The 26,367-nt window shown below is 70.6% G+C and carries 26 protein-coding genes and 1 other RNA gene; 11 read left to right on the forward strand and 16 right to left on the reverse strand.

The features are described from left to right. Window positions 1-72: 72 nt before the first annotated feature. Window positions 73-1,647, forward strand: coding sequence for a sensor histidine kinase (locus MCHT01_RS04210; RefSeq protein ID WP_067062763.1), 1,575 nt, complete (start codon window positions 73-75; stop codon window positions 1,645-1,647). Window positions 1,648-1,908: 261 nt separating this feature from the next. Continuing rightward, window positions 1,909-3,099 (forward strand): serine hydrolase domain-containing protein, encoded by a 1,191-nt coding sequence (locus MCHT01_RS04215; protein WP_067062766.1) that lies wholly within the window; start codon window positions 1,909-1,911, stop codon window positions 3,097-3,099. On the opposite strand, the gene MCHT01_RS04220 is transcribed toward MCHT01_RS04215, so the two are convergent. Beyond that, window positions 3,057-4,127, reverse strand: coding sequence for a LacI family DNA-binding transcriptional regulator (locus tag MCHT01_RS04220; RefSeq protein WP_067062769.1), 1,071 nt, complete (start codon window positions 4,125-4,127; stop codon window positions 3,057-3,059). The genes MCHT01_RS04215 and MCHT01_RS04220 overlap by 43 nt on opposite strands. A gap of 137 nt (window positions 4,128-4,264) precedes the next feature. Between MCHT01_RS04220 and MCHT01_RS04225 the strand changes: the two genes are divergently transcribed. The 3 genes from MCHT01_RS04225 (at window position 4,265) to MCHT01_RS04235 (ending at window position 6,149) form a co-directional block, all read left to right on the forward strand. After that, entirely contained in the window at window positions 4,265-4,963 is a 699-nt protein-coding gene (locus tag MCHT01_RS04225; protein WP_067062771.1) for a glycosyltransferase, read from the forward strand. A 45-nt stretch (window positions 4,964-5,008) separates the two neighbouring features. Then, window positions 5,009-5,446 carry a hypothetical protein gene (locus MCHT01_RS04230; RefSeq protein WP_067062774.1) on the forward strand — a complete coding sequence of 146 codons (438 nt, stop codon included), beginning with the start codon at window positions 5,009-5,011 and terminating at the stop codon, window positions 5,444-5,446. Between the two features lie 217 nt (window positions 5,447-5,663). Then, window positions 5,664-6,149 carry a DUF6265 family protein gene (locus MCHT01_RS04235; RefSeq protein WP_067062776.1) on the forward strand — a complete coding sequence of 162 codons (486 nt, stop codon included), beginning with the start codon at window positions 5,664-5,666 and terminating at the stop codon, window positions 6,147-6,149. Window positions 6,150-6,174: 25 nt separating this feature from the next. On the opposite strand, the gene MCHT01_RS04240 is transcribed toward MCHT01_RS04235, so the two are convergent. From MCHT01_RS04240 to MCHT01_RS04275, 8 genes are all read right to left on the reverse strand, one after another. Then, entirely contained in the window at window positions 6,175-7,098 is a 924-nt protein-coding gene (locus tag MCHT01_RS04240) for a DMT family transporter (protein ID WP_067062778.1), read from the reverse strand. A 45-nt stretch (window positions 7,099-7,143) separates the two neighbouring features. Beyond that, window positions 7,144-8,559: an MFS transporter gene (locus MCHT01_RS04245; protein WP_067062783.1), complete on the reverse strand. Its 1,416-nt coding sequence runs from the start codon at window positions 8,557-8,559 to the stop codon at window positions 7,144-7,146. Next, window positions 8,556-9,290, reverse strand: a complete 735-nt coding sequence (locus MCHT01_RS04250) for a MerR family transcriptional regulator (RefSeq protein ID WP_067062786.1) — start codon at window positions 9,288-9,290, stop codon at window positions 8,556-8,558. The genes MCHT01_RS04245 and MCHT01_RS04250 overlap by 4 nt, the downstream gene beginning before the upstream one ends. A gap of 69 nt (window positions 9,291-9,359) precedes the next feature. After that, window positions 9,360-11,849 (reverse strand): TonB-dependent receptor plug domain-containing protein, encoded by a 2,490-nt coding sequence (locus tag MCHT01_RS04255; RefSeq protein WP_245643150.1) that lies wholly within the window; start codon window positions 11,847-11,849, stop codon window positions 9,360-9,362. Window positions 11,850-11,999: 150 nt separating this feature from the next. Further along, a complete protein-coding gene (locus MCHT01_RS04260) occupies window positions 12,000-12,623 on the reverse strand; it encodes a LysE family translocator (RefSeq protein ID WP_369688597.1) in 624 nt (207 codons plus the stop codon). Between the two features lie 197 nt (window positions 12,624-12,820). After that, window positions 12,821-13,630: an AraC family transcriptional regulator gene (locus tag MCHT01_RS04265; RefSeq protein WP_067062788.1), complete on the reverse strand. Its 810-nt coding sequence runs from the start codon at window positions 13,628-13,630 to the stop codon at window positions 12,821-12,823. 46 nt (window positions 13,631-13,676) lie between these two features. Next, window positions 13,677-14,900 carry a chromate efflux transporter gene (gene chrA / locus MCHT01_RS04270; RefSeq protein WP_067062791.1) on the reverse strand — a complete coding sequence of 408 codons (1,224 nt, stop codon included), beginning with the start codon at window positions 14,898-14,900 and terminating at the stop codon, window positions 13,677-13,679. Between the two features lie 198 nt (window positions 14,901-15,098). After that, the gene (locus MCHT01_RS04275) at window positions 15,099-16,058 is read right to left on the reverse strand and encodes an AraC family transcriptional regulator (RefSeq protein ID WP_067062794.1); all 960 of its coding nucleotides are present in this window, start codon (window positions 16,056-16,058) and stop codon (window positions 15,099-15,101) included. 102 nt (window positions 16,059-16,160) lie between these two features. On the opposite strand from MCHT01_RS04275, the gene MCHT01_RS04280 reads away from it, so the two are divergent. The 4 genes from MCHT01_RS04280 to MCHT01_RS04295 all read left to right on the forward strand — a co-directional run bounded on the left by MCHT01_RS04280 (window position 16,161) and on the right by MCHT01_RS04295 (window position 18,655). Then, window positions 16,161-16,916: an SDR family oxidoreductase gene (locus tag MCHT01_RS04280; RefSeq protein WP_067062796.1), complete on the forward strand. Its 756-nt coding sequence runs from the start codon at window positions 16,161-16,163 to the stop codon at window positions 16,914-16,916. A 530-nt stretch (window positions 16,917-17,446) separates the two neighbouring features. Continuing rightward, a complete protein-coding gene (locus tag MCHT01_RS04285) occupies window positions 17,447-17,899 on the forward strand; it encodes an Hsp20/alpha crystallin family protein (RefSeq protein ID WP_067062799.1) in 453 nt (150 codons plus the stop codon). 27 nt (window positions 17,900-17,926) lie between these two features. Next, complete coding sequence (locus MCHT01_RS04290) at window positions 17,927-18,355, forward strand: Hsp20/alpha crystallin family protein (RefSeq protein ID WP_084451819.1); 429 nt, start codon at window positions 17,927-17,929, stop codon at window positions 18,353-18,355. A gap of 42 nt (window positions 18,356-18,397) precedes the next feature. After that, window positions 18,398-18,655, forward strand: coding sequence for a hypothetical protein (locus MCHT01_RS04295; RefSeq protein ID WP_067062802.1), 258 nt, complete (start codon window positions 18,398-18,400; stop codon window positions 18,653-18,655). A gap of 428 nt (window positions 18,656-19,083) precedes the next feature. Here MCHT01_RS04295 and MCHT01_RS04300 read toward each other — a convergent pair whose 3' ends face one another. The 6 genes from MCHT01_RS04300 to ffs all read right to left on the reverse strand — a co-directional run bounded on the left by MCHT01_RS04300 (window position 19,084) and on the right by ffs (window position 23,866). Further along, entirely contained in the window at window positions 19,084-19,923 is an 840-nt protein-coding gene (locus MCHT01_RS04300; protein ID WP_067062805.1) for an oxidoreductase, read from the reverse strand. A gap of 609 nt (window positions 19,924-20,532) precedes the next feature. Continuing rightward, on the reverse strand, window positions 20,533-21,528 hold the full coding sequence (locus MCHT01_RS04305; RefSeq protein ID WP_084451821.1) for a patatin-like phospholipase family protein: 996 nt from the start codon (window positions 21,526-21,528) through the stop codon (window positions 20,533-20,535). Next, entirely contained in the window at window positions 21,525-22,190 is a 666-nt protein-coding gene (locus tag MCHT01_RS04310) for a Rossmann-fold NAD(P)-binding domain-containing protein (RefSeq protein WP_067062807.1), read from the reverse strand. The genes MCHT01_RS04305 and MCHT01_RS04310 overlap by 4 nt, the downstream gene beginning before the upstream one ends. An 11-nt stretch (window positions 22,191-22,201) precedes the next feature. Then, window positions 22,202-23,212 (reverse strand): AraC family transcriptional regulator, encoded by a 1,011-nt coding sequence (locus tag MCHT01_RS04315; protein WP_067062810.1) that lies wholly within the window; start codon window positions 23,210-23,212, stop codon window positions 22,202-22,204. Window positions 23,213-23,428: 216 nt separating this feature from the next. After that, entirely contained in the window at window positions 23,429-23,725 is a 297-nt protein-coding gene (locus MCHT01_RS27930; RefSeq protein WP_369688598.1) for a DUF6538 domain-containing protein, read from the reverse strand. Between the two features lie 43 nt (window positions 23,726-23,768). Next, an RNA gene (gene ffs, locus MCHT01_RS04320) (signal recognition particle sRNA small type) lies at window positions 23,769-23,866 on the reverse strand. Between the two features lie 287 nt (window positions 23,867-24,153). Between ffs and MCHT01_RS04325 the strand changes: the two genes are divergently transcribed. Both MCHT01_RS04325 and MCHT01_RS04330 read left to right on the forward strand, forming a co-directional pair. Next, a complete protein-coding gene (locus tag MCHT01_RS04325; protein ID WP_067062812.1) occupies window positions 24,154-24,573 on the forward strand; it encodes a hypothetical protein in 420 nt (139 codons plus the stop codon). Window positions 24,574-24,576: 3 nt separating this feature from the next. Further along, on the forward strand, window positions 24,577-25,488 hold the full coding sequence (locus tag MCHT01_RS04330; protein WP_084451823.1) for an alpha/beta hydrolase: 912 nt from the start codon (window positions 24,577-24,579) through the stop codon (window positions 25,486-25,488). On the opposite strand, the gene MCHT01_RS04335 is transcribed toward MCHT01_RS04330, so the two are convergent. Then, window positions 25,478-26,263 (reverse strand): class I SAM-dependent methyltransferase, encoded by a 786-nt coding sequence (locus MCHT01_RS04335; RefSeq protein ID WP_067062815.1) that lies wholly within the window; start codon window positions 26,261-26,263, stop codon window positions 25,478-25,480. The two genes, MCHT01_RS04330 and MCHT01_RS04335, sit on opposite strands and share 11 nt — an antisense overlap. Window positions 26,264-26,367: the final 104 nt, after the last annotated feature.

Raw genomic sequence — 26,367 nt, forward strand, 5'->3', positions numbered from 1 at the left:
ATCGGTGGCGCGCCGGGACCCGTCGCCCGGTCTTCGGGCGATCTTCATGTTCATCGCGCAGAATCGCGCGCCATGCGACTGCGCCTGCTCGAGGACCGCCTGAATCCGATACGCGCGCTCCTGCGGCCGACGCTGATGCGCCGGCTGCTGGGCGTGCTGATGGCGGCCTTCGCGCTGGTGGGGTTGGTGCTGGTGACGCTGAACTACCTGGACTTCAAGGCCGAGGTGGTGCGCAAGCCGGCGGTGCTGGTCCTGGCCCGCGAGATGGCCCTGGTGCTGGCGCAGTTGCCCGAGGCCGAGGCGCCGACGCTGTCCCGCGTCTTCGCCGAGCGCCTGGAACACCTGCGCGGCGAATCCGGCATGCGGCTGGAGCCGGTCGAATGGCAGGTGCGGCGCATCCCCGGGGCGCAGGCGGACACCGGCACCGTGGTCTTCGCGACGTCGCGCATCGGCGCGGCGATCCCGATGCCCGGCCGGGAGCCTGGCACGCTCGACATCGGCGGCCAGCCTTACTGGTTCGGCCAGTCCGAGGCGGGACCCTGGCGGGTCGTGATCGCCGAGCGCTGCCTGGACGACTCGATCGTGGTCGAGGCGATCTGGAAGGAGCTGGCGGGCTCGCTGCTGCTGGCCTTCCCGCTGGTGGTGCTGCCGGTGTGGATCGCCGTGCGGCGGGGCATGCGGCCGCTGACGCAGCTGGCCCGCGAGGTGGAGGGCCGCGACGCGCAAGACCTGGCCCCGCTGGGCTTCACGCCGCGGCACGATGAACTCGTACCGCTCGTGGGCGCTTTCGACGGCCTGCTGGCGCGGCTGCGCCAGCAACTGCAGCGCGAGCGCTCCTTCGTGCATGACGCCGCCCACGAGCTGCGCACCCCGATGGCCGTCGTCGCGGTGCAGGCGCATCTGCTCGCGCAGGCCCGTGGCGACGAGGACCGCCGCGCGGCCGCCGAGGCGCTGCACCGCGCGCTGGAGCGGGCCGCGCATCTGAGCCGGCAGCTGCTGGTGCTGGCGGCCGTCGACGACAGCCGGGGCGCGGTGGCGGAACCGGTCGATCTGGCCGAGCTCGCGCAGGCCCGATTGGCGCAGTCGGGACCGGACGCAGCGCGTCGCCGGATCGACATGGCGCTCGACGCGCCAGCGGCGATGCCGCTGATCGCCGATCGCATGGCGCTGGAATCGATCCTCGGCAACCTGATCGAGAACGCGCTGCGCTACGTGCCGCCCGGCGGTCAGGTGTCGGTGACGATCTCGATCGGGTCGGGCGCGAGCCGCGGCACGCCAGACAGCGGTGGTGATCGCAGCGATCCCGGTGATCGCGGTGATCCCGGAGATCGCCGCGGCGGGGGCCTCCGCGGTCTCGGGGATCGCCATGACCACGTGGCGGGGGGCGACGGCGACCAGGTGGTGCTCGTCGTCGCCGACGACGGGCCGGGCATCGCGCCGGATCGCCGCGAGCAGGCCTTCGAGCGCTTCTGGCGCGGTCAGCAGGCCGGCGAGATCAGCGGGACCGGGCTGGGCCTGGCCATCGTGCGCGAGGCCGCGCGACGCCTGGGCGGGGAGGCGCTGCTCGAGGACGGCCTCCCGCGCGCCGACGGCGGCGTGGGCCTCGCCGTTGTCGTGCGCTGGCCGCGGGTGACGCCCGCGGGCTGAGCGCTGGCGTGGCCCACCCGGGCCGCTTCGACGCCTCCGCGGTCTTCCACGGAGCGCCGCCTGGTCGCCGATCGAGCACCGGTCACGTCCTGATGGAGCGCCGATCGGACGTCAATCGTCTGCCGGCGCCCCCCCCCCCGCGCTCTTTAGCCATTCTTGAGGTTGGCTGCGAAGAATAGGCGGCGTCATCCACTCGCTGTCCTTGCCATGACGCCTCGCTCTCCAGATCCCGGGACCTTGCAGTCCACCCGTCGATCCCGCATGGTCTTCGCGCTCGTGCTCGGCATCGCGGTGGTGGCGACCATCCTCCTGAGCGCCTGTGGTTCGGGCGACGACCCTCGCGCCGATCCCTCCACCGGCCGCGCGGCCGTGCTCGCCATCGTGCAGCGCGCGGCCAGCGAGGCGGTGGCCGGCGGTCTGGTCGGCGTCGCGGTCGACCACCTGGGCCCGGACCGCACCGATGCCGTCGTGGCCGGCGTGCGCCGCGCCGGCGCCGGTGACGCCATCCGCGCCACCGACTTCTTCCAGATCGGCTCGACGACCAAGGCGATGACCGCCGCGGTCGCGGCTCGGCTGGTCGAACGCGGCGTGATCGCGTGGACGACGACGCTGGCCGAGGCCTTGCCCGAACTGGCCGAGGGCATGCTGCCGGCCTACCGCGGCGTCACGCTGGAACAGCTGCTCGACCACCGAGGCGGCGTGGCGGCCTTCACCGATCCGTCGGACGGGGAGCGCTTCTTCTCCGCCGTCGCCGACGCCGGCATCGCGACGCCCGACACCCCCGCCGCCCGCGCGCGGATCTTCGCCGCCTGGCTGCTCGCGCAGGAGCCGCCCAAGGGCGTCACGCCGGGCCGCGACTTCCTCTACTCCAATGCCGGCTACGCGCTGGTCGCGATGATGCTGGAGGCCCGCGCGGGGCAGCCCTTCATCGCGCTCTTCGAAGTGGAGCTCGCCAAGCCCCTGGGCCTGGCCGTCGCCTGGGTGCGGCAGGACGCGACGCTCACCGAGGCGCCGCTGGGCCACGACGGCGTGCGGGGCAAGATCGCGGCGATCGCGCCGCTGGACGTGGGCATGGCCGCCTGGCTGGCGGTGCTGGCGCCCAGCGGCGGCGGGCTGGCGCTGCCGCCGGAGAGCTATGCGAGCTGGGTGCGCTGGCACATGAAGGCGCTGCAGGGCCAGGCGACGCCGCTGCCGGGGGGCTACCTGCAACGGCTGCGCGGGTTGAAGGCGGGCGAGTACGCCCTGGGCTGGCAGGGCGACGACATCGAGGGCCGGGCGGTGCTGGCGCACACCGGCGAGGACCGCGGCTACAGCAGCCTGGTGATCCTCGATCGCCAGGGCCGCAGCGCCTCCTTCGCCTTCACCAACACCGAGGCCCAGGGCGAGGACTGGGTGATGGCGGCGCTGACTCAGCGGCTGGTCGACATGGAGCGCGCGCTGCAGCCGAAGTGAGGCGCGGGCGGCCGCGTGGACTCGCGCACGACCAGCTCCGGCTCCGGCGCGTTCACGCGCGGCGCGCGGTGCTGCAGCAGATCGAGCAGCGCCAGCGCGGCGCGCCGACCGAGCTCGGCCACCGACAGGCTGACGGTGGTGCGGGGCGGGCTGGCGTGCGCGGTGGCCAGCAGGTCGTCGAAGCCGACGATGGACACTTCCTCCGGCACGCGCAGGCCGCGGCGATGCAGCACCTGCGCGGCGCCGGCGGCCATCTGGTCGTTGGCCGCGAAGATCGCGGAGAAGGCGACGCCGTCATCCAGCAAGGCCTCGGTGGCCGCCGCGCCGCCGGTCTCCAGGTAGTCGCCCGCGCGCATCAGCGCCGGATCGACGGCGACGCCGGCCTCGGCCAGCGCCGCGCGGTAGCCGCGTTCGCGCTCCTGCGCGTCGGGATGCCGCGGATCCCCGCCGATGAAGGCGATGCGGGCATGGCCCCGCTCCAGCAGATGACGCGTCGCGGCGCGCGCACCGTCGACATCGTTGGAATGCAGCGCGTGCAGCCCCGGGGCCTCCAGCCGCCGGCCGGTGACGACGACGGGCAGCTCTCGCGCGAGCTCGACCAGGAACTCGTCCTCCAGCATGCCCGTCAGCACGATGACGCCGTCGACCCGGCGCGTGCGCATCGTGTGGATGCAGCGGGCCTCCTCCTCGGCGTTCCAGTGCCCGCTGGCGACGACCAGGCCGTAGCCGGCGGCGGACAGCGTCTCCTCGATGCCGCGCAGCATCAGCGCGTAGAAGGGGCTCTCCAGATATTGCGCGACCAGCCCGACGCTGAAGCTGCGGCCGTCGGCCAGCGCGCGGGCGAGCGTGTTGGGCACGAAGCCCAGCGCCGCCACGGCCTCGCGCACGCGGGCCTGCTTCTCCGCGCTGACCACGGCGGTGCCGTTGAGCACGCGCGACACGGTGCTCGGCGACACGCCGCAGGCGGACGCCACCCTGCCGAGGGTGACATGGGAGGAGGTGGGCAGCAGCGGTTTGCTTCGCTTCATGGGGCGGCTCGCGAGGTGATCTGAAAGCGCTTTCTTGAGTGGGCGTGACGTTAAGGCCGAACCGGGGATTCCGCAAGCGGCGGGCACGCGTGGGTATGGCGCTTGCCGCCCGGTGGATGTCGACCGAAAGGATTCCCATGAACCGGCAGCGAGGTCCAGGCGCGCCGCATGTCGTCGAGTTGCTCGGCGCGTCCGAGGACGCGCCCGACGCCGACGCGCGGGCCGCCGCGCGGCTCATGGAGCGCCTGGTCGGGCATCTGGGCCAGGGCGGCGCGCTGCGCTTCACCGTGCTGATGGCGGCGGAGGGCGCGATGGCGGACCGGCTGCGGTCGCTGGGGGTCGAGGTGGTCGTCGTGCCGATGCCGGAGGACCCGCCCTGGCACGCGATCCAGGTGCTGGTGGGCCTGATCCGCAGCCGCGAGGTCGACGTGCTGCACGCGCACCTGCCGGCGGCGCATCGGCTGGCGGGGCTGGCCGGCCGCATCACCGGCGCGCCGGTGCTGTGCACCGTGCAGGGGCCCCAGATCGACATGCCGGACCTGGAGGTCCACCGCATGATCGGCAGCCAGTTGAGCGTGGTCAGCGAGGCGAGCTATTTCCATGCGCTGGGGCTGGGCATCGACCCCGAGCGTCTGGGCTGCGACGCCTTCGACGCGGATGCCGACGAGCCGACGCAGGCCGCGAGCCTGCAGGCTGTCGGTCGGCGCCTGTACGGCCTGGCGGTGCAGGCGGCGGTGGCCCCGGTCGATCCCGTCGCGGACGCGGGCGGCGCGACACCGTCGCGGGGCCTGGCGCAGGCCCGCGCGCTGGTGCAACCGCTGCGACCGGCACGGTGATTGCCGAGCTTTCTTCACTCCCCCTCAACTTTCAGGAGAGATGTCATGACTCCTCGTTCCAAGATCACCACCGTGGCGATGGCCATCGCGCTGGCGTCCGGCGCCGGCATCCTGTACGCGCAGAGCGGCGGGCAGGGCGGCAGCTCGGGCTCGGTGGGCGCGCGGGACCAGACCAACGACCCGCTGTCCAACAACAACGACCAGATGAAGCAGCCGCCGGCCACGCAGACCGGCCAGCCGCCCGCGACCCAGGCCGCCGATCCGGTGACCGGTCAGCCGCCTCAGCCCCTGGATCAGCAGCAGGGCCAGACGGCGACCAGCAGCCAGAACAACGGCAACAACACGACGACCGAGCAGCGCCAGGATCCGAGCGTGCGGACGCAGGCGCCCGACAGTTCGATGAACAGCGATTCGACCAGCCGGAACAACAGCGCCAACAGCGGCAGCGACAGCACCTTGCCGGCGCGCGCGGACCGGAACTGAGGTCGCTTGCCCGGGCGATCGATCCCATCGATCGCACCGGGGCGCCCGGATCGACGGCGGGCCCTGACACGCGGGTCCGACCGCCCTGGCGGCGGCCTGGCGAGGGCGGTAGATTCGTGCATCCCAGCACGGAGCCACCGCCATGCGCCCAGCCGCCGCTTTCTTTCTCCCGTCCTCCCTTCCCTCAGGAACCGCGGCGCGAATCGCCGCGGGCCGCTTGCGCGCGCCCATCCTGGTCGCGCTCGCGGCAGTGCTGACGGCCACCGGCGCGCGGGCCGCCGAACCCTCGCTCGATCAGCTCACCTGGCTGGCGGGGTGCTGGGCCTCGGAGAACGCGGAGGCGGGGTCGGTGGAGCACTGGCTCCCTCTGGCGGGCGGGACGATGCTCGGCGTGAGCCGGACGGTGAGGAACGGTCGCACGGTCGAGCACGAGTTCATGCAGATCCGGCGGGACGCCGAGGGCCGCGTCGTCTACATCGCGCTGCCCTCGCGGCAGACGGAGGCGAGCTTCACGGCGGTATCGGTCGGCGATCGCTCGGTGACCTTCGAGAACCCCGCGCACGACTTCCCGCAGCGCATCCTCTACAAGGCGGTCGGCGAAGACCGCCTGGCCGCGCGCATCGAAGGTCAGCGCAATGGCGCGACGCGCGGCATCGACTTCCCGATGCGGCGCGTGTCCTGCGACACGGCGCTCAGGCCCTGAGTCGGCCTGAAGTCCGCGCGGACGCTCATCCCTTGGCGCGCCGCGCCAGCCAGACGCCGACGGCGGCCAGCGCCATGCCGGCCATGGAGAGCCCCGTGAGGGTCTCGCCGAAGAGCGCCCAGGCGATCAGCGCGGTGGTCGGCGGCGTCAGGTAGAAGAGGCTGGCGACATTCACCGCGCTCCCGCGCCGGATCAGCACGTTGAGCAGGCTCACCGCGCCGATCGACAGCACCAGCACCAGCCACCCCAGCGCGAAGACGAAGTGACCGGTCCAGCGCACCTGCGTGGTCTCGGTCAGCAGCGCGAGCGCGGCGGTGACGAGCAGCGTCGGCACGAACTGGATGACGGCGCCGGTGCGCAGGTCGAAGGCCGGGCAGTACTTCTTCTGGTAAAGCGTGCCGGCGGTGATGCCGAGCAGCGCGATCACCGCGGGCGTCAGCATGGTCAGCACGGCCGCGCCGGAGACCGCGGCCGTCTTCTGCGCGACGACCAGCGCCACCCCGACGAAGCCCAGCGCGAGGCCGGCCCATTGCGGGCGCGAGATGCGCTCGCCGAGGAAGGCGCGGGCGCCGAGCGCGGTCACCAGCGGCTGCAGGCCGACGACCAGCGCGGTGATGCCGGCGGGCAGCCCGCGCGCGATCGCGGTGAAGACGCCGCCCAGGTAGACGCCATGGACCAGCAGACCGGAGATCGCGATGTGGCCGGTCGCCGCGCGGCTGGCCGGCCAGGGCGCGCGGGCCAGCAGCACGACGGGCAGCATCAGCACGAGGACGATCGCGTAGCGCCAGGCCAGGAAGGTCAGCGGCTCCGCGTCCGGCAGGCCGAACTTGGCGCCGATGAAGCCGGTGCTCCAGACCGCGACGAAGAGCAGCGGCAGGAGCGGGCCGTCCGCGTGGGCGGTGGCGGGCGAGGACGGGGCGGCGGACGGCCTGGCGGACGACTGGGTCATGGGCGCCGATGCTACCCAGGCCCGCGTCGCCGCGTGTCCCCGAGGTCACACGGCGTGCGATTCCTCGATCCGGCGCAGGGGCGTCGCCATCGCGCCGATCGCCACGATCACCAGCATCGCCGCGCCGCAGACGGTGAACACCGTCGAGGTCGGCACGATCCGCAGCAGCCACCCCGCGCCGGCGGCGGACAGCGGCGCCAGGCCCATCACGATGCACAGCAGCACCGACATCGCCCGCCCCAGCATCCGCGGCGGCACGCGGCGCTGGATCCAGCTCATCACCGCCACCTGCACGAAGCCCGCCAGCATCCCGATGGGCGCGAGCAGCGCGATCGCCTCCCAGGTCCGCGTCGCGTGGCCCAGCGCGATGAAGACCGCTCCGGCCAGCGCATCGATGGTCAGCACCGTCGCGCCCAGCGTGCCCACGCGCCAATCCGGCTTCCAGCCCGCCAGCAGCAGGCCGGTGAGCACGCCCGCGCCGTGGCCCGCCATGAGCAACCCCAGCGTCGACGCGTCGCCGTGGAGCTGGCGCTCGGCCAGCAGCGGCAGGGCGACCTGCAAGGGGCCGCCGATCAGCAGGCTCACCGCGGCGACATACAGGCACAGCGTGCGCAGCAGGCGATCGCGCCACAGCGTGCCCAGTCCCTCGGCGATGGACGCGGCGATCGACGGCCGCGTCGACGCCGTCGAGGCGCTGGGCACCGCCAGCAGCGCGACCGGGATCAGCGCGCAGGCCGCCAGCGCGAAGCTGCAGGCGTCGAAGGCGAAGGCCCAACTCAGGCCCGTGGCATCGCGCAGGACGGTGGCGGCCGGCGCCGGAGACCCGGCGACCGTGTGGCCGTGCCACCCGTGCGCGATCAGCGCCGCGCCGGCCACCGGGCCGATCAGCATCGTCGCCTGGCGCATCGCCATCAGCAGCCCGTTGGCTGGCCGGATCAGGGCCGGGGGCAGGGCCCGCGGGAGCAGCGCGCTCGACGCGGGATGGGCGAAGGCGGTGGTCACGCCCAGGGTGACGGCGAAGACATGGATCAGCGCCGAGCTGGCGTGCCCCGTGGCGACCAGCAGGGCGAGCGCCCCCAGCAGCACGGCGCTGATCTGATGCGTCGTCAGCAGCACGCGACGCGGCGCATGACGATCGACGACCGCGCCGCCGACCAGCAGGAGCAGCGCGCGCGGCAGGCCCATCGCCGCCATCACCGTGCCCAGCGTCAGCGGATCGCCGCTGACCTGCAGCACCAGCCAGGGCAGGGCCACCAGCGTGAACTGGTCGCCCAGCATGGACACCAGGCTGGCCGCCGCGATCCAGCGGAAGTTGCGGTTCGAGAGCACCGCGGACGGCGTGCCGGCGGTCGGGGCGGAGGCGTCGATCGGAGCGGACGGGGCCGGGGGCGCGGAAGGTCCAGCGGGCGCGGCGGGCGCCGAGGTGGCGAAGGGGGACCGGGGACCGAGGGGCGTGCTCATCGGGGGGCTCCTTGCTTCTCGGCCGCGAGGGCCGCGTCGATGAAACGGACCAGCGCGGCATCCAGGCCGCTCATCTGCTGGAAGCCCGCGTCCGCGTCGAGCATCCGGCGGCCCTTGCGGCGCAGGTCCTCGTCGACGGGGAGCAGGGTCTCCAGCGCCAGCCATTGCCGCGCGGCCTCCCGCATCGCCGGGGCCGTCGCCGCGAGGCCGTCCTGGAGCCCTTGCCGGAAGACACCCATCAGACGCGGGATCTCGGTCTTGAAGCGCGCCATGTCGGCGGCGGAGATGCCGTCCTGGACGGCGCGCAGGCGGTCGATCTCCTCGGCGGAGTAGTGCTGCTCGAGGATGCGCTGCGCGCTGATCAGCCGCAGCAGTTCGTCGGTGTCGAGGGCGCCGCCGTCGCGCGCGCGCCGGGCGGTGCGCTGCAGCGTGGTCAGCAGGCGCTGTTGCGCCGCGATCGTGGCCTCGACGGCGGCGATCTGGCGATCGAGCAGCTCGGCCAGCGGGACGATCGCGCCGGGCGCGAGCAGCGGCGCGATGTCCTTCAGCGCCAGCCCGATCTGGCGGTAGGCCAGGATGCGGTGCAGGGTCCGGACGTCCTCGTCCCCGTAGAGGCGATAGCCGCCCTCGGTCCGGGTCGAGGGGACGAGCAGCCCGAGCTGCTCGTAGTGGTGGAGCGTGCGCACGGTCAGGCCGGTGCGCTGCGCCAGGTCGCCGATGGTGTAGTTCATGACGGGCCGTGGGTGATGACGGCCCGGATGATGAACCCTGACGTCACGTCAGGGTCAAGGGGGATCTCCTCACCACCGGTAGCCGGCCTTGGCGTAGTACTGCCGCCCGTTGAAGCCGAAGGGCGAGAACTGCGTGTAGGTGAGGATGCCGCCGACCGCATTGGCGGCGATGACCCGGTCGGGGTAGCGGTTGGTCAGGTTGTCGATGCCGACGCTGGCGTTCCAGCGGCCGGACTCCCACCCCGCCGACACATCCGCGACCCAGGCCGCGCCGAAGGTCTGGTCGTTGGCGGCGCTGCTCTGGCGCACGATGAAGCTGCCGTAGCGGCTCAGCGCGACGCGGCCGCTCCACGGACCCCAGCGGTGCTCGGCGCTGGCGACCAGCTTGTCCTTGGGCGAGCCCACGGTGGCGCGCGCCAAGGTCACGCGGTCGATCAGCTCCAGCTGGTTGGCGCTCAGCAGCGCGGGGTTGTCGGCCACGCGACGGATCGAGTTCTCGATGTGGCTGAAGGCCACCGCGTAGTCGCCCCGGCCCGAGCGGCCCCAGTCCTGGCTCAGCGTGCTGACCAGGTCCACGCCACGGGTGCGCGTGTCCAGCGCGTTGGTGAAGTAGCGGCCCGCGCTGACCAGCACGCCCTGCGCCGCCAGCTGCGCGCGCAGCGCGGCCGGCAGGCTGAGGTTGGCGGAGAGCAGCACGCGGTCGTCGATGTCGATCTGGTAGGCGTCGATCGTGGTCTGCCAGTTCGCGGTGGGCCGCAGCAGCAGGCCCAGGCTCAGGTGACGGGACTTCTCCGGCTTGAGCGGCTGCGCGCCCAGCGCGATGGCGGCGGGTGATCCGACCGGGAAGGTGCCCGCGTCGACCAGCGCGCCATTGATCAGGTTGGTCGAGGTGGTGGCGAAGTACTGCTGCGCCAGCGAGGGCGCGCGGAAGCCGGTCGCGAGCGTGCCGCGCAGCGCGACCGCCGGCGTGAACGCGTAGCGGCCGGACAGCTTGGCCGAGGTGGCGTTGCCGAAGTCGCTGTAGCGCTCGCCGCGCAGCGCGGCCGAGGCGCTGAAGTCCTTGGACAGCTGCGCCTCGATGCCGGCATAGACCGCCTCGTCATGGCGGCCGTGGCCGCCGGCGTTGGACGGCTGGAAGCCGGGGAAGCCGGAGGCGCCGCCGTTCTGGTACGAGCCGGGCTCGCCGGCGTCGATCTCGTAGCGCTCGCGGCGGTACTCGGCGCCGAGCGACAGCGTCAGCGGCGCGACGAGCCCGGCGTCGAGCTCGCGCGAGACGTCGGCGTTGAGGACGGTCTGCCGGTTGCTCAGCCGGCCCGCGTCGAAGCGCGTCGGGCTGGCCGCGCCGAGCGAGTAGTTGGCGGTGTTGGCCACGTCGATGTCGAAGCGGTTGCGTCCATGGTTGACGCTGAGGTCCCAGCGCCAGCCCGCCGCCTCGCCGCGCACGCCGAGCACCGCGCCGATGTCGGTGCTCGCGCTGTCCTCCAGCGGCAGGAAGCCGTCGGGGTAGAGCGCGGCGACGTTGTTGGCCTTCGCGGTCGCCTGCGTGCGCCAGAAGGCGGCGGTGATCGAGTCGCGCCGGCTGAAGGTCGCGAAGGCGTAGACCTGGGCCAGGTCGGTCCGGCCCCATTGCGCGTTGACGACGGCCGACTGCTGCATGCTGTCGGGATCGCCGAGCCGGTTGTTGACCAGGCCGCGGCGAGGCTCGGTCGCGGCGTCGCGGGTGTCGACGCCCGCCCGGTTGGTGCGCTGCTGATGGCGGGTCTCGACGGCCAGGCGCGCCCAGCCCTCGTCGCCGAGCGCCAGTCCCAGGCTCGCGGCGGCCGCGCCGCGTCCGCCATCGCCGGCATCGGTCTGGCCGGCCTCGAGCGCGATCTCGCCGCCGCTGGCGCCCTTGCGCAGGACGATGTTGATGACGCCGGCGATCGCGTCGGAGCCGTATTGCGCGGCGGCGCCGTCGCGCAGCACCTCGATGTGGTCGATGGCGGCGAGCGGGATGGCGTTCAGATCGACCGGCGCGGAGCCGCGGCCCTGCGTGCCGTTCACGTTGACGACGGCCGAGGTGTGGCGGCGCTTGCCGTCGACGAGCACCAGCGTCTGGTCGGGCGACAGCCCGCGCAGCTGCGCCGGCCGCACCGCGTCGGAGGCGTCGGTCAGCGAGGGGCGCGGGAAGTTGAGCGAGGGCAGCAGCTGGCCCAGCGCGCTGGCGAGATCGGCCGCGCCAGTGCGGCGCAGGTCCTTGCCGCTGAGCACGTCGACCGGCGATTCCGAATCGGCGAGCGTGCGGTCGATGCGGCGCGTGCCGGTGACGACGACCTGGCCGAGGGCGCCGTCGGCGGTCGCCGCGGCGCTGTTGCTCGTGGTCGTGCCGGCCGAGGTGGTCTGCGCGAAGGCCGCGGCGGGCAGCGCGCCCCAGGCGGCCATGGCGGCCATCGCCGCGAGGGCGATCGGGTGTGGCGGGCGGAGGCGGCGGTGACGGGACTCGCCCGAGGACGAGCGGCGGGCGCTGGACGTGGTGGACGCGAGGGCGGTGGCGGACGAGGCGATGCGGTCGAGGTTCAAGGCGGGCTCTGGGCGGAGTGGCGGGGGACTCGCGCCGCCGAGAGGGCACGGCACGAACGCGGTCCGTCAGGTTGCCGCCCGGCCCGGTTCGACCCAAGGAAGCGATTGGCAGAAGCTCATGCGCGCTTCTTCCTCGGCGGGTCGCCGCGTTCAGCGCTGCACGAGCGCGAGCTTGACGCCCAGTCCCACGAAGGCCGCCGCGAAGCCGCGCCGCATCCAGCGCAGCGCCGAGGGACGCTCGAGCACGCGGTGCCGCAGCGAGGCGGCGAAGACGCCATAGACCGCGAAGACGGCGAAGGTCATGGCCATGAACACGGCGGAGAGGGCGAGCATCTCCCGCGTCGGCTGCGCGGCGTCGGCGGCGATGAACTGCGGCAGAAACGCGACGAAGAAGATCGACAGCTTGGGGTTGAGCAGGTTCACCAGGATCGCGTGGACGACGATCTCGCGCGCCGCGCGGGGTGGGGCGGTGGCCTCGACCGCGAGGGCGCCGCGATCGCGCAGGGCGGCCCAGGCCATGTAGAGCAGGTACAGCACGCCCGCGATCTTGATCGCGTCGAAGGCGGTGGCGCTGGCATGCAGCAGCGCGGCCAGGCCGGTCACCGCGGCGAGCATGTGCGGGACGATGCCCAGCGTGCAGCCGATGGCCGCCATCACCGCGGCGCGCGCGCCCTGCGAGAGCCCCGCGGCCAAGGTCACCAGCGCGCCGGTGCCCGGCGACGCGACGACGATCAATGAGGTGATCAGGAATTCGGGACTGGTGATGGACGACACGGGCGGGCCTCGGAGATGGCGATGGACACGGCGCCATCGTCGGGCGAGGTCGTCGGATGGTCTTGGATGAAATTGCAGCGAAGGGATCAGCGGCGGACCCGGTGCCTTGTGGGGCTGTGTCTCGGTGTGCTCGCCGAGCTCTGTCGCTCGCACCTGCGATCAGGTCGAGGGGGCCGCGGCCAAAGTCGCAGGACGTCTCAGCGGACGGACTTGGCGTAGGCGCCCGGGGACAGGCCGAAGCAGCGGACGAAGTGCCGCGTGAGGTGACTCTGGTCGCAGAAGCCGGCCGCGGCCGCGGCATCGGCCAGCGGCAGGCCGTTGGCGATGAGCGTGCGGGCGCGTTGCAGCCGGCGCTGGATCAGGTAGGCGTGTGGCGTGAGTCCCGTGGCGCGCGAGAACGCGCGCAGGAACTGGAAGCGGCTCAGGCCCGCGTCGGCGGCGAGGGTGGCGAGATCGACCTCGCTCGCCGGGTCGTCGTCGAGGCGCGCGCGGGCCGGAGTGATCGTGGCCGCGACGATCGGGGCGTCGCTCGATCGCGGTGACAGCAGGTCGGCGAGCAGCATCAGCAGGGCGGATTCCGCCTGCATCGACGGGGCGGCGGTGGGGGCGGCGATCAGCGCGGGGAAGAGCGCCTCGAAGCGTCGCGCGAGACGGGTGTCCTTCAGCGTGGGCCGGGTGAACTCGACCTCGCGCGAGACGGCGCGGCCGGTGACATCGGCGGCGAGCTCGAAGACGCGCTCCGGATCGAGGTAGAGCATGCGCCAGCTGCGGCCGTGATCGCCGATGGGGGTGCCGTCGTGGACCTCGCCCGGGTTGACGGTGATGAGGTCGCCCGCGCCGGCCTCGACCATCCCACGGCCGCTCGCGGACTTCTGCGCGCCGCGATCGATCAGGCCGATGCCGAACTGGTCGTGGACGTGCCGCGCGAAGGCGCGCGCCGTGTCCGCCCGCACGACCTCGATGCCGACGAGGAGGCTGGGCAGCAGGGTGAAAGACGAGGCGGGCATGGCGAGGGGGATCGGAGCGTCGTGATGATGAGAACCCGTCCGCGCGTCAGACGCCGGCGAGTACCGCGCCGCCGATCGCGGCGAGCACGACCACGGCGAGCGGCGGCACGCGCCCGAGGACGAGCAGCCCGAAGGCGACGAGCGCGAGACCGAAGTCTGCCTTGGAATGGATGGCGCTGGTCCAGACGGGGTCGTAAAGCGCGGCGAGCAGGATGCCGACGACGCCGGCGTTCACGCCCATCAGCGCGGCGCGCACGAGCGCGCGGCGCCGCAGCGCGTCCCAGAAGGGCAGGGTGCCGGTGACCAGCAGATAGGCGGGCGCGAAGATCGCGAGCAGGAAGACGAGACCGCCGATCCAGCCTTGCAGCGGCGTGTGCATGACGGTCCCGAGGTAGGCGGCGAAGGTGAACAGCGGACCCGGCACGGCCTGCGCCGCGCCATAGCCGGCGAGGAAGGCCGCGTTGTCGATCGCGCCCGTCGGGACGACGACCGCCTGCAGCAGCGGCAGCACGACGTGCCCGCCCCCGAAGACGAGGGCGCCGGTCTGGAAGAACCCGCCGATCAGCCCGACGAGGGCGGAGCCGGAGCGGGCCGCGATCAGCAGTCCGACCAGGAGGGCGACGAAGGCCGCGAGCGAGAACGCGCCCGCAGTGCGGGAGACCTGGGTCAGCTGGAGAGCCCGGCCCTCCGCCGGCGGAGCCTCGAGGGCCAGGAGGCCGACGACGGCGCAGGCGACCAACGCGCCGAGCTGGCCGAGCGTGGAGGGCAGCGTCAGCGTCAGCAACGCCGACACGATGGCGAGCGCGGCTCGCGGCCGATCGGGACAGAGCGACTTCGCCATGCCCCAGACGGCCTGCGCGACGACGGCGACCGCGACGACCTTCAACCCATGCACGGCGCCGGAGTCGGCGATCGACGCGAAGCGGGAGATGCCGTAGCCGAAGGCGATGAGCAGGATCGCGGAGGGCAGGGTGAAGCCGACCCAGGCGGCCAGTGATCCGAGCCAGCCGGCGCGAGCCATGCCGATGGCGATGCCGACCTGGCTCGACGCGGGGCCAGGGAGGAACTGGCAGAGGGCGACGATGTCGGAGTAGCGCGCGTCGTCGAGCCAGCGACGGCGGTCGACGAATTCGGCGCGGAAATAGCCGAGGTGGGCGATCGGCCCGCCGAAGGAGGTGAGGCCGAGGCGGAGGAAGACGAGGAAGACCTGCCAGGCGGCGCCTGGGGCAGGGGTGAAGGTCGGGAGCGGCGTGGCGGCGGCGGGCGGCATGGGCGGGATCATCGCGCAGTCGCATGCACGGCCCCGTGTCGGCAAGCGCGAGAACCGTCAGGCTGACCGAACCTGAGCGGCTTCCAGCTCCCCGCGAATCGCCAACTCGGATCAATGTGGGGGCCATCGACCGCGCGGTGCCGTGCCAGTTTCGGCGGTAGTGCAGGCGGTCGCGTCACGCCGCGAGCGGTCGGAAGGTCACGAACTCCTCGACAAGGCCTCGTTGTCCATCCTGGTCGCCGGCGTGGAGGAGTTCTGGGCGTCCTCTGACTCACGCGCGTACTGTGCAGGAGGCTTGCCCACATATCTTGAGAATGCGACGCTGAACGTGCTGGCCGACGCATAGCCAACGCGCTCGGCGACATCGGCAATGGCCACTTTCCGTCGACGAAGCATGTCCTTGGCGAGCGCCATCCGCCAAGCCAGCAGGTATGCCATGGGCGCCATGCCCACCGCGCAACTGAAGCGCTCGAAGAATGTCGTGCGAGAAAGCGCCGCCGCCTTGGCGAGATCTATCACCGTCCACGGTCTGGCGGGCTGCTCGTGCATCGCCCGTATGGCTGCCGCGAGACGCGCATCGGTGAGCGCGCGCACCAGTCCAGGGGGCGATGCAGCGCTGGCGTTCGAGCGCAAGGCTTCAATCAGGAGGACTTCGAGCAGGCGCGTGAGGATGAGCTCACGCGCCGGGCGCCGCTCCCGTGATTCCTGGCCGACGAGATGCACGAGCGTCGCGAGTCGCTCCTCGCCGCGCACGTGGACGAGTTCCGGCAGCAACGAGACGAGCAACGCGGCATCCTGCGAGCCGAAGCTGCAATGGCCAGCCAGGATTCGCAGGTCGATGGGCTTTTCCACGTCGCCGATCCTGAAGATGCCCGGGCTCAGTTCCACCGGCAGGGCGTTGGCGGTGTCGGTGGGCACCTCGAGGCTGGACATGGTGACGCCAAACGCCGCAGGAACCAAAGCAAAGTCGCCAGCTTCAAGCACGAGCGGCTCCCGACCGTCGAGCGTCAAGCGGCAACTGCCCTCAAGTACAGCGCAGTAGAACGGCTGGCCGGCGTCCGATCGGTGAACCTGCCACGCACCAGCGCCGATGACGTTCTTGGAGAATCGAGCGGTCGGCTGAAGCAGCAGGACAACCTCGGCAAGCGGATCGACCACGGTCGTACTCCTGCAAATGAAAAGCGGACGTTGAAGTGTAGCTAGTACGGCTTTGGGGACCTATCGTGGAGGCGTTGCAACCCTCTGGAAAGAACAGCCTCAATGAAAACCGTACTCGTCACCGGGTGCTCGTCCGGCTTTGGCTTGGAAACAGCCCGCGAATTCTTGGAGCGTGGGTGGCAGGTGGTGGCCACCATGCGTACACCCCGAGAGGATCTGTTGCCGCGGTCCGAGCGACTTCGCGTGCTGCAGCTTGATGTCACAGACGCGCAAAGCATCCGCGCGGCCATCAGCGCCGCTGGCCCGATCGACGTCCTGGTCAACAACGCTGGCTTCGGAGCACCGGCCCCTGTCGAGCTGACGAGCCTGGAAACGATTCGCGAGCTGTTTGAGACCAACACCTTCGGCACGATGGCGGTCTCGCAGGCGGTACTGCCTCAAATGCGCGAACGCCGCTCGGGCGTCATCGTGAACGTGTCTTCGAGCGTCACGTTGAAGGCGTTGCCCTTGGTCGGCATCTATCGGGCGGCCAAGGTTGCCGTGAACGCGTTCTCCGAGTCGCTGGAGAAGGAGGTCGCGCAGTTTGGCGTTCGCGTGCGGCTTGTGCTGCCTGGCTCCTCCGGCGAAACGCGATTTCGAGAGACGGCGCGCGAGAACCTTCGGGGCATGGACGATGCAACGTATGGTGAGTTCATGAAGGCCGCCATCGCGCGCATGCAGGCATCCACCGGCCCTGGAACGCGGGCGAAGGACGTTGCCGAAGCGGTGTGGCTTGCCGCGACCGATCTCAATGCGCCGTTCTGCATCCCCGCCGGCGCTGACGCCGTGCAGTGGGCCGCGGAAGCCGATCAGAGCTGACGCAGGCCGAGGCGCCGCGGCTGCCGAGCCTGCGCGCCAGGAAGTGCATGCTGCCAAGGCCGCCGTGGTGGCCGTGGCAGCGCCGCCGGGATGGCGGGTCAACGATTAGGGTTTTTACCAATCTTTCAGGGCCTTGAACTCGCCCAGCCAAGCTCCTAAATCCGAGTCGATTCGCCACCAATCGATTCGGATGAGGACCTGGATCATGGCCACGCATCAAGACCCTTCCCACGCCGCTCGCGAGGAGCGCGCACCGCGACAGGCTCGGCTGCCGATGACCCCGTCGCAACTTCAGGCCTACCTGCTCGCACGCGAGACCCTGCGGCGGTTCAAGCGCTCGCCGGGCCCTTGTTTCGCCCGCGATCCCGGGGCCACGCCGAAGCCGTCCCCCAGCTCCGACCAGCCACGCTGATCGCCCCAGGCGAGCTGCAACGCGGCGCGCGGGGCTGGCCCTGTCCTGACGATTCACCTCGACGACGGATTCGCTCCGGCGTCGTCCTGTTTCATCGACCACGGAAAGGAGAGTTTTCATGTTCGACCACACCCTGTATCGACCTCAAGCGCTGCTGGAGCAGCTCTCGCAGTTGCAACAGGCGCTGTCGCGTTCCCTGACGCCGGGCGGCGCGCCTGACGGCATCCGTGCCGCGGCGGCCGGCAGCTTCCCGCCGATCAATGTCGGCCGGACCGAGCGTTCCATCGAGGTCTATGCCTTCGCGCCAGGTCTGGACGCTCAGGGCATCGACGTCACCGTCGAGCGCGGCGTGCTGCGCCTCTCGGGCGAGCGCCGGCCCACGGAGCGCCAGGCCGGGCAAGGCGTGCAGGTCTACGCGGCGGAACGCTGGCATGGCCGGTTCAGCCGGGCCGTCGCGCTGCCGGACGATGCCGACACCACCAGCGTCCAGGCCAGCTATCGCGATGGCGTGCTGCGCGTGAGCGTCGGCCTGCGCGAGGCCGCCCGCCCACAGCGCATCACCGTGCAATGACCCAAGAAACAATGAAAAGGAGTCGCCATGTCTGATCAGAACAACTTGACCGTCTCCAGGAACGACTCGGCCGACGTGCCCGCGGCCGGCTCGTCGCCGACGAGCCGCGCCAGCCAGGGCGAGCGTGCCGCCGCCGCGCCTGTGGTGGAGATCATCGAGGACGGTATCGGCATCACGCTGTTGGCCGACATGCCCGGCGTGTCCCGCGAGAAGCTGGATGTGCGGCTCGACGGCGAGACGCTCGTGATCGAAGGAGACACTGCCGTCGAGGGCCCCGAGGGCATGCGCGGCCTGTGGGCGGAGGTCCACGTGCCTCGCTATCGCCGCAGCTTCACGCTCAGCCGCGAGCTGGACACGTCGCGGATCGAGGCCGGCATCAAGGACGGTGTGCTGACGCTGCGCATTCCCAAGCAGACGCACGTGCAGCCACGGCGCATCGCGGTGTCATTGGGCTGACGCGGCCGGGGGGAGGTTCCGTTGGTCCCGTGGAGATGCGCCATGGAGTGCTATCGCGTCAAACTGCCGCCCGGTGCGCGGCTCGCTGGCTTCACGGCCACCGGGCAGCGCCTGCCAATCCTCCCCGGTGAGTACCACGTGCATCGGCTCCGACCGAAAGTGGCGCTGCGCGCCAGCGTCGACGCCTTGCGCTTTGTCGGCCCGTATGGCCCGGACATCGACATCCATGTGCCGTTGGCCGCGGGGGCCGACGTCCGTCTTGCACTGCCGCCAGAGGCCGTTGTTGCCGTGCAGGAGTAGTCTGGCTTTGGCGTGATTGCTTCGGCCACAGGTAGAGCCTCGGGCCGAGGACTGGGGCGCTCAAAGATGGGCCGAAGGCGCGGGGACCTCAGCGTGGGCAGGGGGAAGTGGCCAAGGCGACGGCGGGCCGATTGACGAGCTATTGGGTCGAGTGTTCAAGGGGCGATTCTGCCGCGCTCAATATCCGCGGGCCTTGCGCAACTGCGGCTGCAGAGCTTGAGAGATCAGGCCCTCGACACTCTGCTCCAGCCCGCGCCGGGCAGGGCTGTCGCCACTAGTGGCTGGCGCACCTTCATGGAACACAGTGAGATTCATCGCGAGGGTATCGCTGGGCGGCATCCGGAGGTGCTGGCCGCTGCGTGGTGGAACCGCTGGGTCGGTGACCAGGGCATTGAGCGATGCCGCCGCCCGCACGACTCTGAAAACCGTCAAGCCGGTTTGCCGGAGATTCCAGTAGCCATGCGCATGAACCCGTCAAAGGCGCGATCCGAGAGAAGCCCGCGCATGAAGATCATCGGCTTGGCGCCGAAGCCGACCGCGTACCGCGTCTTCGGGCGGCGGGCCGTGACGGCCTTGCCGATGGTGTCGGCGATGAGTTCGGGCGGAGACTGACGCTTGCGGCTGGTTTCACCGACCATGGAATCGGCCATCGGGCGAGCCTGAGGGGCATAAGGGCCGTTGCCCGAGACTTCGAGCAGCTTGTCGGCGGCGATGCCGGCCCACTCCGTCTTGATGCCGCCGGGTTCGACGACGACCACGTCAATGCCGAAGGGCTGGACCTCCATGCGCAGGCAGTCGCTGATGGCCTCCAGGGCGAACTTCGTGCCGTGATACCAGGCGCCTAGCGGCGTGTGAATCTTGCCGCCCATCGACGTGATGTTGACGATGGTGCCAGAGCGGTTGCGACGCATGTGGGGCAACGCGAGCTGGATCAGACGGACCGCGCCGAAGACATTGACCTCGAACTGGGCACGCGCTTCCTCAAGCGGCACATCCTCCACGGCACCATACGAGCCGTAGCCAGCGTTGTTGACCAGGACGTCGATGCGTCCGGACATAGAGATGATGCTGTCGATGCCAGCTTGCATCGAAGCGTCGTCGGTGACGTCCAGGGCCAGGACGTTGATCCCGGCCTTCGCAAGGTCACGCATCCGGTCCACGCGGCGAGCGGCCGCATACACGGTGTAGCCGAAGCTTCTGAGCTTGAGGGCGGTGGCGGCGCCGATGCCGGACGACGCGCCGGTCACGAGAGCAACTTTGGAGTTCATGGCTGGAGTCTTGGATGGAGAGTTGAGGTTCGTGGCGCGCCTTGCTTGGCTCGCCGTCTGTGCCATCAACTTTAGGGATCGAGGGCTGGTTCGGCCCTAGCGATCCACGCCACCCGTCTGGCAAACCGCGCCACTTGGTCGGCCGTCGGCGCCAACTTCAGTGTGCCGACTGGAGGTACGCCCTGAGGGCCTTGAGCGTCCCAAAGGGTGTGTCGACGACCGTTTGATTCGCCAGCCAGCTGGGGATGGAGCCCCCAGGGAGGCATGCATCTGGTAGCTCACACGGACCCCATCGGTGTTGGAAACCAGACGCCATTGCCCCTCTGCTGTGGGAATGCGGACCTTGCCGTCGCGGGCTGGGATGTAGTTCTGAACGGCTTCGACGCGAACGACCACCGTGCCGTCGGCAGGCCAACCGCCATCAGAGCGGTCACAGAGAATCCCTTGATGTTCATACAGCGTCAATGCGAAGTGGAAACGCGTTGACGTTAGTAGCGAAGCTGCCGACATTCACTCGCATGATGTGCCACCGGCAAGGCAATTGACGCCGTCAAGGTCTTGGGTTGCGCATATTGAGCTGATCCGGCTCCGCGTAGCGTCTGCCTGACATCAGGGGTGCAGGGAGGGCTTTGCCGCGGTGCTCGCGATGCTGTTCCCGCGCTCGTCGGGAAAGCCCTGGCGCTGCATCGCCGCACGTATGGCCGGCAACACCGCCGAGGCGGCCTCGTAACCGCGCCTCCTGGCAGTTTCCCGTCCTTCGGCGTCCCTGATTCCGGCTGGCGCGACGGCAGGCGCGATCAGCACATCGGCCGAACCTGCCTCCTGACGAGACAAGAGACAACTCTGGACCTGCGACACCCTGAGCCACATGGACATCACCGTGTTCGATGGGTACTGCGGACCATGGCAGTAGATGTCCACGGCGATGACCAGTTCGGCGCCGAGCGCACGAGCAGCGAGCACCGGGACCAGGGAGGTCACGCCACCGTCGACAAAAATGGCGCCGCCAGACCGAACCGGGAGGAAAACGCCGGGAATCGCGGCGGATGCGCGCAGCGCCTGACCGGTATCGCCCTGCGTGATGACATAGGGCAGGCCACGGTCGACATCCGTGGCCACGGCTGCGAAGCGCAAGGGAAAGCGCTCAAGGGCTTGCTGGCCGACCAACTGGCCGGCCCAGCGAGCTAAGGCCTCGCCCTTCACGAAGCCTGGACCTTGAAGCGTGACATCCGCCAACGCGCTCACCTGCAGGGCGCTGGCCTGCCTCCAGAGCTCGTCCGGTGAAGCGCCGGCGGCGTACGCGGCTCCGACGATGGCGCCGATGGATGTGCCGACGACCAAGTCAGGCCGCAGACCGGCTTCATCGAGCGCCTGCAGAACACCGATGTGCGCATAGCCGCGCAGGCCGCCGCCGCCCAGCACGACGGCCAGTCCCGGCGGTGCTGCATTTGGCTTCGGAGCAGTCGTGTCGGCTTCCGGCTGCAGGGCGCCATCGACCAGCCATGCGCCGGAGAACGCAGGTCCGCGCTCCGGCGTACCTGCGCAGGCTGCCAACAGGCCGATGGCAATCGACAGCGCGAGCCATCGAAACAGAGCCTGGCTCATGGGCGTGAAGCGCCAATCCGAATCAATTCATCCGACGACAGCACGATCAGTCCTTGCCCGCTTGGCACGGTGCGCAGCAGCGCCTGCGCCACCGCCCTCCCGTAGACCGGCCGATAGGTTCCCGGCAACAGGGGCGCGAGCAGCTTCGCGATGGGAATCGCGATCCGCTCGCCGAGCCGCGGGGGCTGACTCAATCCTTCCCGTTTGTCGAGCAGCAGCGAAGGCTGGGCCAGCACCAAGGCTGTCAGGTCCATGGCCTTCAGCGCGTCTTCCAACTCACCTTTGACACGGTTGTAGAACATCGACGAACGCGAGTCGGCGCCGGCTGCGCTGACCAGCCCCACGCGACGCGCGCCGGCGGATGCCGCAGCGCGCGCGACTGCGAGGTTGGCGTCCAGGTCCACAGCACGGAAAGCGCCTTGACTACCCGCCACCTTGATCGTGGTCCCCAGCGCCAGATAGACCTCGTCCACATGCGGCAGTTCAGGGAGGCGGCTGAAGTCCACGAGGTGCACACAGAGCTTGGGGTGGCTGATGCTCAGCGCCCGGCGGCTCAGCGCATGCGCGGTTGCCACCTGGGGGTCGGCCAGCAGCCCCTCCAGCATCAAGCCGCCAACCAGGCCGGTGCCGCCGGCAAGCAGAACGGTTCGTTGTTCATTCATGGCTTCATCCTTCAGTTCAGGCGCATGGCGTGGCGTGCGCCATCAGGTGTTTGGCCAGTCCAGTCCTGAAAGGCCCGATAGAAGGAATTGGGGTCCTCGAATCCGAGGAGGAACGCAATCTCCCCGCCGGACATCGTCGTGTTGCCCAGGTAGTGGCGGGCCAGGCCTTCACGCGTGCCGTTGACCAGCGCACGGAAGTTCTCCCCCTCATCTTCGAGACGGCGCTGCAGGGTACGTTTGCTCATCCCCAGCCGCTCGGCCGCCTTCTCGATGGTCGCGGCATTGCTGGGCAGCAACTCCAGCAGCACGGCACGCACACGCTCAGCCGTGCTGGCCGTCGCATCGAGTTCACTGAGCCGGCGGCGAAGCTCCGGCTCGAACACCCGCCACATGCCATCGTTGACGGTCAGGAAGGGGCGCCAGGCGTCCGCGGCCGAGAAGCTGATGGTGGGGCTGGCACCGTGTTGCACGGCGGTGCCGAAATAGCTCTCGAAGCGCCGCGCATAGGCACTCGGTGGCAACTTGGTCAGGGTCACGCGAAGTGCCTTGACGGGTTCGCGGGTCGCCAGGCGAGCCAAGCGGAGCAGGAAGGCCACCTCAGCGACCTCCAGTGAATGCGGTACCTCCGTCGGCGGGGACAGCCAGCGCGGCGAGACGGAAAGATCACCCGCTTGGCTCACTTCGACCTCCAAGCTCATGGGAGCCACGAGCTGCTTGTACTTGCTCAGGCGCTGCACGGCCTGCATCAGGTTGGCGCTGCAAAGCGCAGCGAACAGCGGCGGGTTGAACGACTCTGCGGAGACGAGCTCAACAAGGCGCAGCGGGAACATCGCGTCTGCAGCCTCGTCCTCCAGGCTTCTCCAGAACCGGAAGTAGTCCTCCGTGGAAACCTCCTGTGCTCCCCGCGAAAGCAGGTCCTCGGGCAAGCCAGCGCGGCGCAACACATGCTCCGGCCGCATGCCGAAGTCCTTGAGCAGCGCCTGCCAGCCTACGTCGAGAGAGAACAACCGATTACGCGTCATTGGAGCTCCAGTATTGGAAGGGCGGCTCGACCGACGACCGCTTCTGTTCTTCCAAGTCTAGGCAAGTGAGGCCAAAGTTGGCCTGCAAGACGCGCCATATCGGATTCGATCTGCGCCACGCAGCGGGCTCGGATTTCATACCGGACCGTCTTTTTCCACTTCAAGAGGTGCTGCCTGCGAGCTGTCCGTTCAGCTTGCCGCGGTCCAGGGCCGGCTTCAGTCCCTCGGCGGTAGCGAAGCCACTTTCAAGAGCTTCATCCACTCAGCCCGAAGGCCCGCGGCCTTGGTGTTGGCTTCGCGCAGGTCGGCAGTCTCAAGCGAGCAGCGGTGTGCCCACTGGCTCGCGTAGAGGTGCTTGAGGTCGCTTGGAGCTTTGATTCCCCAGTGCCAGGAATTGCTGCTGGGCCGCTTCTGGACCCCCGTGGCTCGCTTCACGTCGTCGCTCACTGTCGTCATGAGCGAACCCTGAAGTTGCACACCATCGGTACACAGTCGGATGCTTGGAACCCGCATGAACGCTGGGATCCCGCATGAACACTGGGGAAAAGGAAAGAAGGTTGACGAGCCTTACCCTCGGCACTGGTCACAACGGTTAGGGCTGCTTGGTTCCCCACCTGACCCGGTTGGCCGCGCTTCCATGCGAGGAGGCCCGTCAGCGCGCGATTCTAGCCGAGCTTTCCACCCCCTCCGGCCGACACCGGCCCCTGCGTGACCCACCGCACATCAGGCGCGCGAACACCGCCCGCCCGACGTGGACTCGCCCCGGACCGCTGTGGTTAAATCCGCTCCGGCCATCGAGCGGATCAGCTCCTCCCGACAGCGCCATCGCCGATTTACCAACTACTTGCGGGCGATCAACAAATGCGGCTAAAGCGTTGCGGCTCCGACTGCCCCCGGGCCGGCAAACGCCGGTGATCTCTGTGGGCTCTCGGAGTTTTTTCATGTCCGCTCGTCTGGCTCAGTTCGATTCGCTGCTGACCCGCCGCCGCCTCGGCACCACCCACACGCCCGCCCGCTCCGCCCACGTCCTGCGCGACCCCTGGGGCGAGCCCGTCGCCGAGTTCTCCCGCTTCCCCTCCGACCTCGACCTGCTCAAGGCCGCTCATCGCGTCCAGGGCGACGACTGGGTCGGCGTGCTCGCGGACGAGGCCCAGACCCGGAACCTGAACGCCCCGTGGCGACTGGCGCTGCTGCGCGCCGATCGTCATGGCCAGGCCCGTGTCTGCCGCGAGCCCGGTCCGCAGTGGATCGGCGCGGCGCAAGCGAGCCGCCCTGGCGCGCGTTCCGCCGAGCTCCGCCGCGACCTGTGCGCGGCCGCCGTGCGCCAGCTCTGGCAATCGGGTTGGAAGCTGATCGGCTGATCGATGCGGCGAGCGGCGCGTTTCGTCGTGACGCTCGTCGTGCTGATCGCGGCGGGGTGCGCGATCCTCTGGTTCACCGCGAAGCAGCTCGCCGCGCCCGCCTTCCGCGAGATCGGCCCACCGCCGCCCGCGCTGCAGGCCCGTCAGATCCAGCTGCTCACCGCGGACGACATCCATGTCTCCGGCTGGTGGAGCCCCGGCCGGCCCGGCCAGGGCGCCGTCCTGCTGCTGCACGGCGTGCGCGGCGATCGCCGCCAGATGCTGCAGCGCGCCTTGCTGCTGCATCGCCAGGGCCGCGGCGCGCTGCTGATCGATCTGCCCAGTCACGGGGAGAGCGGCGGCGCCGCCATCACCTTCGGCCTGCGTGAATCGGAGGCCGTCGTCGCCGCGCTCGAGTTCCTCGACCGCGAAGCCCCTTGCGAGCGGCGCGCGGTCATCGGCGTCTCGCTGGGCGCGGCGTCCACGGTGCTCGCGAAGGATCGGCCGCCGCTGGACGCGGTGGTGCTCGAGTCCATGTACCCGACCATCGACGAGGCCGTCGCCGACCGCCTCAAGCTGCATCTGGGCGAATGGGCCGGGGCGCTGTCACCGCTGCTGCTGGCGCAGTTCCCGCTGCAGCTGGGCATCTCTCCGCAGGCGCTGCGGCCCATCGACCGCATCGCCAAGCTGCGGGCCCCGCTGCTCGTGATCGCCGGCGCCAGGGACCAGCACACGACCGTCGCCGAGACGCGCCGGCTCTACGAGGCCGCGCTGGAGCCGAAGGCGCTGTGGATCGTGCCCGGCGCCGCTCATGTGGACCTGCTCGACTACGCGCCGGAGGACTACGCGACGCGGGTCTCCGCGTTCCTGGCGGATCGCCTGGCCGGCACGCGGTGCGCGGTGGTCCGGGCGCCCGCGCCCCTCGTCACGCCGTGACGAGTCGCGCCGCGAGCCAGGCCTCCGTGGCGTAGGGGAAGGCGATCGTCTCGGCCTGCAGCTCGGGGAAACGATCGCGCAGCGCGCGCAGGCGGTCCGCGATCGATTGCTGCTCCGACTGCGGCAGCGCGGCGATGAAGCTCACCGACAGGATGCGGTCGAGGACGACCTGCTCGAAGCTGCCCACATGGCTGTGCGGGAACACGGTCCGCTGCAAGGGGCCGAACAGCGCCTGACCCTCGAAGGGCCGCTTCCACTTGCCGGTGTAGAAGCGCGGGGCGTCGCCCTCGTAGGGCGTGATGATCTCGGTGATCGCGGCGACCCAGTCGCGGGACTCGTCCCGGACGTTCCAGACCATGCCCAGCCGACCGCCCACGCGCAGCACGCGGTGCATCTCGCGCAGCGCGTGCGCGTTCGCGAACCAGTGGAAGGCCTGCGCGCAGAGGAGGACATCGGTGGCCTCGTCGGCCAGCGGGATCGCTTCCGCCGTGCCGGCCAGCGCGGTCACATCGGGCAGGCTCTCCGCGAGCCGCGCCCGCATCGCGTCGACCGGCTCGACGGCCGTCACCGCGGCGCCCGTGCGGGCCAGCAGCTTGGTGAACTTGCCGGTCCCGGCGCCCAGGTCCACGACCCGCGATCCCGCCACCACGCCGAGCGTGCCGGACAGCCAGCCGGACAGGGCTTCGGGGTATTCGGGGCGGCCGCGCTGGTAGTGGTCGGACGCGCTGGTGTAGCCGCGCTGCGCGGCGTCATGGATGGGCGTGGTCGAGGTCATCGGGCGATGCTACGCCCGTGGTCGGGACGCGGCGTCAAGACCTCGTCGCGGGCGGCGTCGCGGATCGCTTCGGTCCTCGGGCCAACGCGCGAGGCGCGCGAAGG

The organism is Mitsuaria chitosanitabida ATCC BAA-476 = NBRC 102408 (genome assembly GCF_001598255.1).
In the GTDB taxonomy this organism is placed as follows: Bacteria; Pseudomonadota; Gammaproteobacteria; order Burkholderiales; family Burkholderiaceae_C; genus Roseateles; species Roseateles chitosanitabidus.

Bases quoted from the DNA above. Each gene is read 5' to 3' on its own strand.
- MCHT01_RS04210 (WP_067062763.1), top strand. From the start codon at position 73: ATGCGACTGCGCCTGCTCGAGGACCGCCTGAATCCGATACGCGCGCTC.
- MCHT01_RS04215 (WP_067062766.1), top strand. From the start codon at position 1,909: ATGGTCTTCGCGCTCGTGCTCGGCATCGCGGTGGTGGCGACCATCCTC.
- MCHT01_RS04220 (WP_067062769.1), bottom strand. From the start codon at position 4,127: ATGAAGCGAAGCAAACCGCTGCTGCCCACCTCCTCCCATGTCACCCTC.
- MCHT01_RS04225 (WP_067062771.1), top strand. From the start codon at position 4,265: ATGAACCGGCAGCGAGGTCCAGGCGCGCCGCATGTCGTCGAGTTGCTC.
- MCHT01_RS04230 (WP_067062774.1), top strand. From the start codon at position 5,009: ATGACTCCTCGTTCCAAGATCACCACCGTGGCGATGGCCATCGCGCTG.
- MCHT01_RS04240 (WP_067062778.1), bottom strand. From the start codon at position 7,098: ATGACCCAGTCGTCCGCCAGGCCGTCCGCCGCCCCGTCCTCGCCCGCC.
- MCHT01_RS04245 (WP_067062783.1), bottom strand. From the start codon at position 8,559: ATGAGCACGCCCCTCGGTCCCCGGTCCCCCTTCGCCACCTCGGCGCCC.
- MCHT01_RS04250 (WP_067062786.1), bottom strand. From the start codon at position 9,290: ATGAACTACACCATCGGCGACCTGGCGCAGCGCACCGGCCTGACCGTG.
- MCHT01_RS04265 (WP_067062788.1), bottom strand. From the start codon at position 13,630: ATGCCCGCCTCGTCTTTCACCCTGCTGCCCAGCCTCCTCGTCGGCATC.
- chrA (WP_067062791.1), bottom strand. From the start codon at position 14,900: ATGCCGCCCGCCGCCGCCACGCCGCTCCCGACCTTCACCCCTGCCCCA.
- MCHT01_RS04280 (WP_067062796.1), top strand. From the start codon at position 16,161: ATGAAAACCGTACTCGTCACCGGGTGCTCGTCCGGCTTTGGCTTGGAA.
- MCHT01_RS04285 (WP_067062799.1), top strand. From the start codon at position 17,447: ATGTTCGACCACACCCTGTATCGACCTCAAGCGCTGCTGGAGCAGCTC.
- MCHT01_RS04290 (WP_084451819.1), top strand. From the start codon at position 17,927: ATGTCTGATCAGAACAACTTGACCGTCTCCAGGAACGACTCGGCCGAC.
- MCHT01_RS04295 (WP_067062802.1), top strand. From the start codon at position 18,398: ATGGAGTGCTATCGCGTCAAACTGCCGCCCGGTGCGCGGCTCGCTGGC.
- MCHT01_RS04300 (WP_067062805.1), bottom strand. From the start codon at position 19,923: ATGAACTCCAAAGTTGCTCTCGTGACCGGCGCGTCGTCCGGCATCGGC.
- MCHT01_RS04305 (WP_084451821.1), bottom strand. From the start codon at position 21,528: ATGAGCCAGGCTCTGTTTCGATGGCTCGCGCTGTCGATTGCCATCGGC.
- MCHT01_RS04310 (WP_067062807.1), bottom strand. From the start codon at position 22,190: ATGAATGAACAACGAACCGTTCTGCTTGCCGGCGGCACCGGCCTGGTT.
- MCHT01_RS04315 (WP_067062810.1), bottom strand. From the start codon at position 23,212: ATGACGCGTAATCGGTTGTTCTCTCTCGACGTAGGCTGGCAGGCGCTG.
- MCHT01_RS27930 (WP_369688598.1), bottom strand. From the start codon at position 23,725: ATGCGGGTTCCAAGCATCCGACTGTGTACCGATGGTGTGCAACTTCAG.
- MCHT01_RS04325 (WP_067062812.1), top strand. From the start codon at position 24,154: ATGTCCGCTCGTCTGGCTCAGTTCGATTCGCTGCTGACCCGCCGCCGC.
- MCHT01_RS04330 (WP_084451823.1), top strand. From the start codon at position 24,577: ATGCGGCGAGCGGCGCGTTTCGTCGTGACGCTCGTCGTGCTGATCGCG.
- MCHT01_RS04335 (WP_067062815.1), bottom strand. From the start codon at position 26,263: ATGACCTCGACCACGCCCATCCATGACGCCGCGCAGCGCGGCTACACC.